The organism is Desulfobaculum sp. (assembly GCF_054921475.1).
Window position 1 is genome coordinate 1 of record NZ_JBUDSW010000160.1, and the last position, 8,531, is coordinate 8,531.

Genomic DNA, 8,531 nt, shown 5'->3' on the forward strand with positions numbered 1-8,531 from the left:
CAGCGGCCCCGAAGTCTAAGGACTTTCGGGGCCGCTGGTCGTTTGGGAAATATCACTACAGTGTACAGGGGCGTCTACACAGCCTCACACACGCGCCCATCGCCATTGAGTACGGCGTACAGCGCCATATACGCCTTGGCCATGGCTTCATCCGTAAAGAACTCCAGCCGTTTGGAACCGCCGCGTACAAGCGCGGCGCAGGCTTCGCCGCCGCCCTGCAGGTCCGCGGCCATGCTCGCCAGCGCATCCGCCAGCGCCGCTCCATTGCCGGAGGAAAAGGCGCGGCCGTTCTCGCCGTCCTGCACCAATTCCAGATTGGACGGCAGGTCGGATGTGACCACGGGCACGCCGCAGGCCCAGCCTTCCTTGATAACGCCGCTGGAGCCCTCGCCATCCACGCTGGGCACGGCCAAAATATCAAAGCCCGGAAGCATCTCACGGCTCTCGCGGTAGCCCGCAAAGTGCACCTGCTTACGAAGGCCAAGGTGCGCGGCGCGCTCTTCAAGCTCGCCGCGAAGCGGACCGTCGCCAACAATGATGCCTTCCCACTCCGGCACACCACTGCGCCCGGCAAGGTCCGCCAGTGCGTCCAAAAACACAGTGTGCCCTTTCTGGGGCGTCAGCGCGCCGATAAGGCCAATACGCAGGGGACCATCCGGGCGCTCCTTGCGCGCGCCGTAGCGCGTGGGGTCAATGCCGCTGTGGATGACGGAAACCGCCTCTGACCGCAGCCCAGAGTCACGCAGGGACTGGGCAATCTCCGCGCTCACACCGACCACGGCGTCGCCAATGGCGTACTTTTTCCGGCTCCACCCGCGCCCCAAGCGGTAGGACACACGGCGTGAGTGCACAAGTAGAGGCCCACCGCCGCACAACACCTTGAGGGTCGCGCCAAGGGAGGCACTGCGCGCGCAGTGCGTGTGCAAACAGTCCACGCGCTCGCGGCGAATGAGCGTCCGCAGGAACAACAGCGTGGCCGGATGCCACTCGAACCGGGACGGCAGCGGAACGGTCTGGATGCCCTCCTCTCGGGCGCAATCAAGGAGCGGACTGCCGTCCGGCGCGGCTATCACGGGGCGATACTCGCGCGAGGCGGCAAGGTGCCGTCCAAGGTAGAGAACCTGCCGCTGGCCGCCGCGCCATTCGCGGCCAAGGTCCAGCTGGAGGATGGTCATCTGATGCTGCATGGTGGTCGAATTCCTGCGCCGCCCTCGCGGCCTTTGGACGATGACGCCGGAGCGGTCTCCCGCTCCGGCGCGTCGTTGGTCGTATGCTGTGCTTTCGCCGCATAGCGCGGCGCGGATGCAGGCCTAAAAGGCCTCGCCGTTTTCCTTCATGTCGTTCAGGAGCAGTTCACGCAGCTTCTGCGAGACCGGGCCGGGGCGCACATCCTGAATGGGTTTGCCGTTATAGCGGACAATGCTCAGACAATCGCCCGTGGTGCCAAGGACCAGAATCTCCCGCGCCATGTACAGTTCGTTTTCCTGAATCTTGCGAATCTGCACAGGAATTTCGCCCTGAAGCAAATCAAGGGCGCGGAACAGCGTTGTTCCGGGCAGCGCGCGTTCAAACTCCGGCACAATGATGGTGCCGGACTGGTCCACAATGCACATATTCTCCGTGGCACCTTCCGCAAGGAAATCGTGCTCGTCGAAGCAGATGGGGTAATCGTAGCCCTTTTCCGTGGCCTCGTGCTTCATGAGGGTATTGGGCAGGTAGTCCACGGACTTAATGGTGGCAATCCACCCCTGCTTGGCCGGATAGCTGGTCCTAAAGGCGGTTGCGCCCTTTTCGTACCACTCGGACGGCTTGGGCTGGAAGCGGTAGGCCACCACGTACAAGCTGGGGATGGGACATTCCCGAACATCAATGCCGAAGCCGCCGGGGCCGCGGCCAAGCAGGACGCGGACAAGGCCGTCGTCCTCGCCGGAGGCCTTGGCGACCTCAAAGATGATCTCGCGCAGGCGCTCCCACGTACAGGGTGGCGTCAGCTTGATGGATTCCGCCGAGCGCTGCATGCGCTTGATGTGCGGGTCCACCTGATACATCTTGCGGTCAAGGAACTTCAGCGTTTCGAAGACGCCGTCGCCGCGGTGGACGAGGTGGTCGTCCCACGGCATCAGCATGAGCTTTGGATCCGTACAAATGGCGCCGAGGCGGTGCTCGTAGAACGCCCGTACGTCTTCGGCGCCGGGGCGTCGTACGGACAGCATCTTCTTCAGGTAATCATCGGAATCCAACACGGGAATCATGTCCCTCTCCTTCTCTTGTACTACTTAGGGCACGCGGACGAGTTCGCGCTCCACGAGCGTCTCGGCAATCTGCACGGCGTTCAGGGCCGCGCCCTTGCGCAGGTTGTCCGCAACGATCCACATGTTCAAACCATTGGCGATGGTTTCGTCGTCGCGGATGCGGCCAACAAAGGTTGCGTCCTCGTCAACGGCCTCAATAGCCATGGGGTAGATATTTTCCTCAGGGTTGTCCTGCACGGTGATGCCGGGAGCCTGCGAGAGCAGCGCGCGGCAGTCACGGGCGGACAGCTTGTCCACGGTTTCAATGTTCACGGACTCGCTGTGGCCGATGTACACGGGCACGCGCACCGCCGTGGGGGACACGCCAATGCTGTCGTCGCCGAGGATTTTGCGCGTCTCGTGCACCATTTTCATCTCTTCCTTGGTGTAGTCGTTCTCAAGGAAGCGATCGATATGCGGCAGGCAGTTGAAGGCGATGCGGTACTGGAAGTACTTCGGATCAATGGATTCCATGTCGAAGTTGTACATCTTTTTCACCTGATCGGTGAGCTCGTCCATGGCCTTCTGCCCGGCGCCGGACACCGCCTGATAGGTGGAGACCACAACGCGGCGGATGGTGGCGGCGTCGTGAATGGGCTTGAGCACAACCACCATCTGGATGGTGGAGCAGTTGGGGTTGGCAATGATGCCTGTGTGCCAGTCGAGGTCATGCGGGTTCACTTCGGGCACGACCAGCGGGGTCTCCTCGTCCATGCGCCATGCGCTGGAGTTGTCCACCACCACGCAGCCGGAACGGGCGGCGATGGGGGCGTACTCCTCGGACACGGAACCACCGGCGGAAAAGAGCGCGATGTCCACGCCCTCAAAAGAATGCTCGCCCAGCTCACGCACGACAAGCTCGTCGTCGCCGTAGGGCACCTTGGTACCGGCGGAGCGGCTGGACGCCAGCGGAATAATCTCACACGCGGGGAAGTTGCGCGCCTTCAGCGTCTTGAGCATCTCGCGCCCAACGGCTCCTGTTGCTCCGACGACCGCTACGACAAAAGAATCCCTCTCCATTGCGAATACTCTCCTTCCGCCGGTGTTGCGATTCCGGCGGGAAATCATGTTCAGGCAGATGCGCGCGGCACACTGCCCAGTGAGTCAACAATATCCAGAACGGCTTCAGCCTTGTTCAGCGTATACAGATGGACGCCCGGTGCGCCGCCATCAAGCAGCTCGCGCACCTGCTGGCGCGCCCAGCGCATTCCGACTTCGTACGCCGCCTTGGGTCCGCCTTCGGCGTCCGCGGCCTCAAGCTCCAGCAAAAACTTGCCGGGGATGCTGGCGCCGCAAAAGCCAAGAATACGCTTGACGGACTGCAGGCTCATGATGGGCAGTACGCCCGGGATAATAGGCTTATCAACGCCCATATCCCGCATAAGGTCCACAAAATTCCAGTACAGCCTGTTGTCGAAGAACAGCTGCGTCATGATGAAGTCCGCGCCCGCGTCCACCTTGTGTTTCAGGTAGCCGTAGTCCTCGCGGAAGGTCATGCACTCGGGGTGGCCCTCCGGGTAGCCCGCCACGGCCACGCCCATCTCCGGGCACCGGCCACGGATGAAGGTGACAAGGTCCGAGGCATGGGCAAAGGCCTCGTTATCGGGCGTAAATGTCTCCATGCCGTGCGGCGGGTCGCCGCGCAGGGCCAGCACATTGTCCACGCCTGCGGCCTGCAGCTCGGACAAAAACGCGCCAATGCGCTCCTCGTCCGCGCCAACGCAGGTCAGGTGCGCCATGGGCTCCAGCCCGTGGTCCCGTTTCATCCGCCGGACGATTTCAAGGGTATTGTGCTGCGTGCCGCCGCCAGCGCCGTAGGTTACGGACACAAACAGCGGATGCACGGCTTTGAGGCGGTCCACCGTCTGGAAAAACGACGGCCACGCGCTCTCGTCCTTTGGGGGGAAAAATTCCAGCGAGAGGAATTGTTCGCCACGGGCGATAAGGTCCCTTATGCGCACGTCCTGCTCCTTGGGCAATTGTCCGCCAGTTCGGCCACAATTTCCGTATCCGCCTCCAGAAAGGGCGCGCCGTTTGTGGCTCCGGGCGTGAGCCACTGCCAGCGGTGCCCCTCATTGGCGACAATGTCGCCGGTGAAGGCCGTAACATGGAAAAAGAGGAGCCGCACACGGATGTGCTCGTAGGCGTGGGTCTTTTCCTGCCAGAAGGTGAACGCTGTGGGCGTGAGCCCCAGCTCCTCCTGCAATTCGCGCACAAGGGCGGCCTGCGGCGTTTCACCCGGCTCCACCTTGCCGCCGGGGAATTCCCAGTAGCCAGCCTGCGGCTTGCCCTCCGGGCGCTCCACGGCGAGGAACTGACCATCGCGCCAGAGGATTCCGGCAACAACGTCTACGGCGTCTGGCATCCAATCGCTCCGCTAAATGTTGGTTAAATGAACAGGTGAGGTTAGGACGTAACTTCCCGAAAATCAAGCACCGCTCAGCGCCTCGCGCTCGGCCTCCAGCTTGGCGATTTCCGCCTCCAGCGCTTCCAGCGCCTCCAGCTTGCGCTCGGACACGTCCTGAAGCTCCTTAAAGCGCTTCATCAGCTCCGTGGAGCGCGCCACATCGGCGTAGACGTCCGGGTCGGCCAGCATCTGCTCCACCTCGCCCTGCTCTTCCAGCAGGGTCTCAAACTCGGCCTCCATGGCCGCATACTCGTCCTGCTTGGGCTTCAGGATGCGGTAGATGGCGTTGCGCGCCTCGGCCTGCTTGCGCTTCATGGCTTTGGCCTCGGCGCGGCTGAGGGGCTTTTCCTCCTCGCCGGGCGCGGCCTCGTCGCCGGTTTCGCCCTTGGCTTCGGCCTTTCGGGCGCGGTCGTAGCCCGTGTAGCCGTCAAGGAACACCTCCACGCCCTCGGGGCGCAGCCACCACACCTGCTCTGCCACCTCGGACAGCAGATGCCTATCGTGCGCCACCATCAGGATGGTGCCGGGGAAGTCCTTCAGCGCTTCCATGAGCGCGTCGCGGCTTTCAAGGTCCAAATGGTTGGTGGGTTCGTCAAGGATGAGCAGATTCGCGCGCTTGAGGAACAGCGTCGCGAGGATGAGGCGGTTCTTCTCGCCGCCGGACAGCTCGCGAACTTTGCGCTCCCAGTACTCCTCGCCCAGCAGGAAGAGGCCCAGCACGCTGCGCAGTTCCTCCTCCGTGGTGCGGGGGTCGGACAGGCGGCGGATTTCGGCGAGGGCGGGCTTGTCGAGATCGAGGGTATCGGCCTGATGCTGGCTGTAGTAGCCCACCACCATGTTGGAGCCAATCTCCACACTGCCGCCGCGCGGCGGCAGTTCGCCCATGATGCACTTGAGCAGTGTGGACTTGCCGCAGCCGTTGGGGCCGGCAAGGGCGACCTTTTGGCCGTCGTAAATATTAAAGGAGAGCTTCTCCCACAGGCTTGGTTCATCGCCAAAGCCCATGCTGAGGTCCACCACGGACAGCGGCGTCTTGTTGCCGCGCGCGGGCGTGGGCCACGAGAACTGGAGGTCCTTTTGCTTGCGTGAGGCAGGGCGCAGGCCTTCCAGTTCCTTTTCCATCTTGGCGACCTGTTTCTTCATGCTGTTGGCCTGTCTGGCCTTGGTCGCCTTGTACTGAAAGCGCCGCACGAAATCCATTTTGCGCTCAATTTCTTCGGCCACGCGGCGCTCTTCGCGCTTGCGCTGCTCTTCCGTCTCCGCGTACCAGCTGAGGAACTGCGTAAACGTGCCGGGACGCACCACCGCGCGCTGGCCGCCAAGATAGAGCACATGCGTGGACACGCGGTCGAGGAAGACCCTGTCGTGCGCCACAAAGACAAGCGCGCCCTCAAAGTCGCGCAGGTATTCTTCCAGCCACTCCACGGCCTCAAGGTCCAGATGGTTGGTGGGCTCGTCAAGGAGCAGCACGTCCGCCCCGGCAACAAGGATGCGTGCCAGCTTGGCGCGCTCGCGCCAGCCGCCGGAAAGGACTTCCAGCGTCTGCCCCCATTTCTCCTCGGCAAAGCCAAGGCCCGAAAGCACGGCCTTGGCCTTATGCTCCGGGTTGTAGCCGTACGTATGCTCCAGATGCGCCTGCTCCTGCGCAAGGCGCGCCAGCGCGGCCTTGTCGTCCTTGGCGGTGGCGGCTTCCCACTCGTCCCAGAATTCGCGCCACGAGGGCAGCACATCCAGCACAAAGTCCAAAACCGGCCGCTTCAGGTCCTCCGGGGCAAGCTCCTGCATGGAGTAGCCGAACTGCGCGCCCTTGGGCAGGTTGACGTCGCCGGTGTCCGACGCTTCCAGCCCGGCAAGAATCTTGATGAAGGTGGACTTGCCGCAGCCGTTGGGGCCGACAACGGCCAACCGCATCCCCGAGGTGACCTCAAGGGAGAAGGCTTCAAACAAATCGCGTCCACCAAAGGACTTGGACAGGTTCTGAATGGAGATTCTGGACATAGGTGTGTTGTGTTTCCTTGGAAATGGATTACCCGAAAGGCCGGGCGACCTTTCGGGTATACCGTTTTGCGCTTGTGTTCAACTCCCGGGACGCTGTGCGCCCCGAATTGTGCCGGAAAAATTTTTCCGGCCCGCGGTCACCCTTCCCTTCTATGCGTCGAAAAATGGTGTCGCTCAGAGTTGCCTGATCGTTTCGCCGTGCAGGCCGTCAAACGCGGCATGTCGCGGCAGCACGGGTGCGTCCCCGGCGAGATCGTCGCCGGGCAGTGGCGCTTTGCCCCTCATGTACCCCTAGAGCGGCAAAGCCTTCGCGAATCGAAACCCGTGCAGGGATGTATCTCCCTTCCCTGATGTGGAGAGTGCGCCATGACCGCCCGGGTCACGGTGTTCTCCGGTATCTGCACCGGATGCGCCGGAGATCGTCCAGCGCGTCGCAGCATATTTGGCGTCGTGCCAGGTCATGCGTCAACGGCCGCGCCGCTTCGTACGCCCGGGACTCCCAAAGGCGTCCGCCCGGAGCAGCGCGGGAGGACCGGCGGCCATACCCGCTGGTCCCCAAAGTCCTTTATGCCCCTGCGCGCAGGAAGGCGTTAACAACGTGGGTGCCCATTTCCGTACAACCGACAAGGGTCTTGCCCTCTTCCATGATGTCGCCCGTGCGATAGCCCGCGGTAAGCACCTCGGAAACCGCCTGCTCGATGGCGTCGGCCTCCTCGGTCAGGCCAAGGGTCAGGCGCAGCATCATGGCCACGGACAAAATGGTCGCCAGCGGATTGGCCTTGTCCTGCCCGGCAATATCCGGGGCGGAGCCGTGGATAGGCTCGTACAGGCCGGGGCCTTCTGCGCCAAGGGACGCCGAAGGCAGCATGCCGATGGAGCCGGTAATCACGGAGGCCTCGTCCGAGAGGATATCGCCAAACAGGTTGCCCGTGACGATGACGTCAAACTGCGAAGGGTCACGCACCAACTGCATGGCGGCATTGTCCACATACATGTGCGACAGTTCCACGTCCGGATAGTGCTTGGCGGTCTCGGTGACCACATCGCGCCACACGCGCGAGACGTCGAGGACATTGGCCTTGTCCACACTGCACACCCGGCCGGAGCGCGTGCGTGCGGCGGTGAAGGCCACCTCGGCAATGCGGCGGATTTCGCTTTCGCGGTAGACCATGGTGTTGTAGCCCACGCGCTCGCCGTGCTCCACGCTCTCGCCGCGCGGCTCGCCAAAATAGATGCCGCCCGTGAGTTCGCGGACCACCATCACGTCAATGCCGCGCTCCACAATGTCCTCACGCAGATAGCAGGCGCCGCGCAGCTGCGGAAACAGCTTGGCCGGGCGCACGTTGGCAAACAGCCCCATGGCCTTGCGGATGCCAAGCAGGCCGCGCTCCGGGCGGATGGTGGGGTCATCGTCCCACTTGGGGCCGCCTACGGCGCCAAGCAGCACAGCGTCCGCGCCAACGCAGGCGTCAATGGTGGCCTGCGGCAAGGGATCGCCAGTGGCGTCAATGGCGGCGCCACCGATAAGGGACTCCTCGGCAAAAAACCTGCGGCCAAAGCGTTCGCCCACGGCGTCCAGCACGCGGCGCGCCTGCGCGATGATTTCCGGACCGATGCCATCGCCGGGGAGCAAACGGATATTATACGGCTTCATGGCGTCCCTCCTTGCCTGCCAAGCGTTCACGCACATAATTGACCAAGCCGCCCGCGTTCAGCAGTTCCTGCATAAAGGGCGGCACCGGGCGGCAGGGGATTTCCTCGCCGGTGGTGATATTTTTGATGATGCCTGCGTCGGTGTCCACCTCGATGGTGTCGCCGTCCGCGATGCGGTCCAC

General features: G+C 63.1%; 7 protein-coding genes and 1 pseudogene. All 8 read right to left on the reverse strand.

Annotated features, from left to right (window positions below; genetic code table 11):
* Positions 1-74: 74 nt before the first annotated feature.
* Positions 75-1,187, reverse strand: a complete 1,113-nt coding sequence (locus ACY69P_RS10970; RefSeq protein WP_462327497.1) for a glycosyltransferase — start codon at positions 1,185-1,187, stop codon at positions 75-77.
* A gap of 123 nt (positions 1,188-1,310) precedes the next feature.
* The gene (locus tag ACY69P_RS10975) at positions 1,311-2,252 is read right to left on the reverse strand and encodes an aminotransferase class IV (RefSeq protein WP_459899038.1); all 942 of its coding nucleotides are present in this window, start codon (positions 2,250-2,252) and stop codon (positions 1,311-1,313) included.
* 24 nt (positions 2,253-2,276) lie between these two features.
* Entirely contained in the window at positions 2,277-3,311 is a 1,035-nt protein-coding gene (locus tag ACY69P_RS10980; RefSeq protein ID WP_459899036.1) for an aspartate-semialdehyde dehydrogenase, read from the reverse strand.
* A 50-nt stretch (positions 3,312-3,361) separates the two neighbouring features.
* Positions 3,362-4,252, reverse strand: a complete 891-nt coding sequence (gene metF / locus ACY69P_RS10985; RefSeq protein WP_459899035.1) for a methylenetetrahydrofolate reductase [NAD(P)H] — start codon at positions 4,250-4,252, stop codon at positions 3,362-3,364.
* On the reverse strand, positions 4,243-4,656 hold the full coding sequence (locus ACY69P_RS10990) for a (deoxy)nucleoside triphosphate pyrophosphohydrolase (protein ID WP_459899033.1): 414 nt from the start codon (positions 4,654-4,656) through the stop codon (positions 4,243-4,245). The genes metF and ACY69P_RS10990 overlap by 10 nt, the downstream gene beginning before the upstream one ends.
* A 63-nt stretch (positions 4,657-4,719) precedes the next feature.
* On the reverse strand, positions 4,720-6,696 hold the full coding sequence (locus tag ACY69P_RS10995) for an ABC-F family ATP-binding cassette domain-containing protein (protein WP_462327498.1): 1,977 nt from the start codon (positions 6,694-6,696) through the stop codon (positions 4,720-4,722).
* 565 nt (positions 6,697-7,261) lie between these two features.
* Positions 7,262-8,350, reverse strand: coding sequence for a 3-isopropylmalate dehydrogenase (gene leuB, locus ACY69P_RS11000; RefSeq protein ID WP_462327499.1), 1,089 nt, complete (start codon positions 8,348-8,350; stop codon positions 7,262-7,264).
* A pseudogene (gene leuD, locus ACY69P_RS11005) lies at positions 8,337-8,531 on the reverse strand (3-isopropylmalate dehydratase small subunit); the annotation flags it as partial. The pseudogene leuD and the gene leuB, both read right to left, overlap by 14 nt.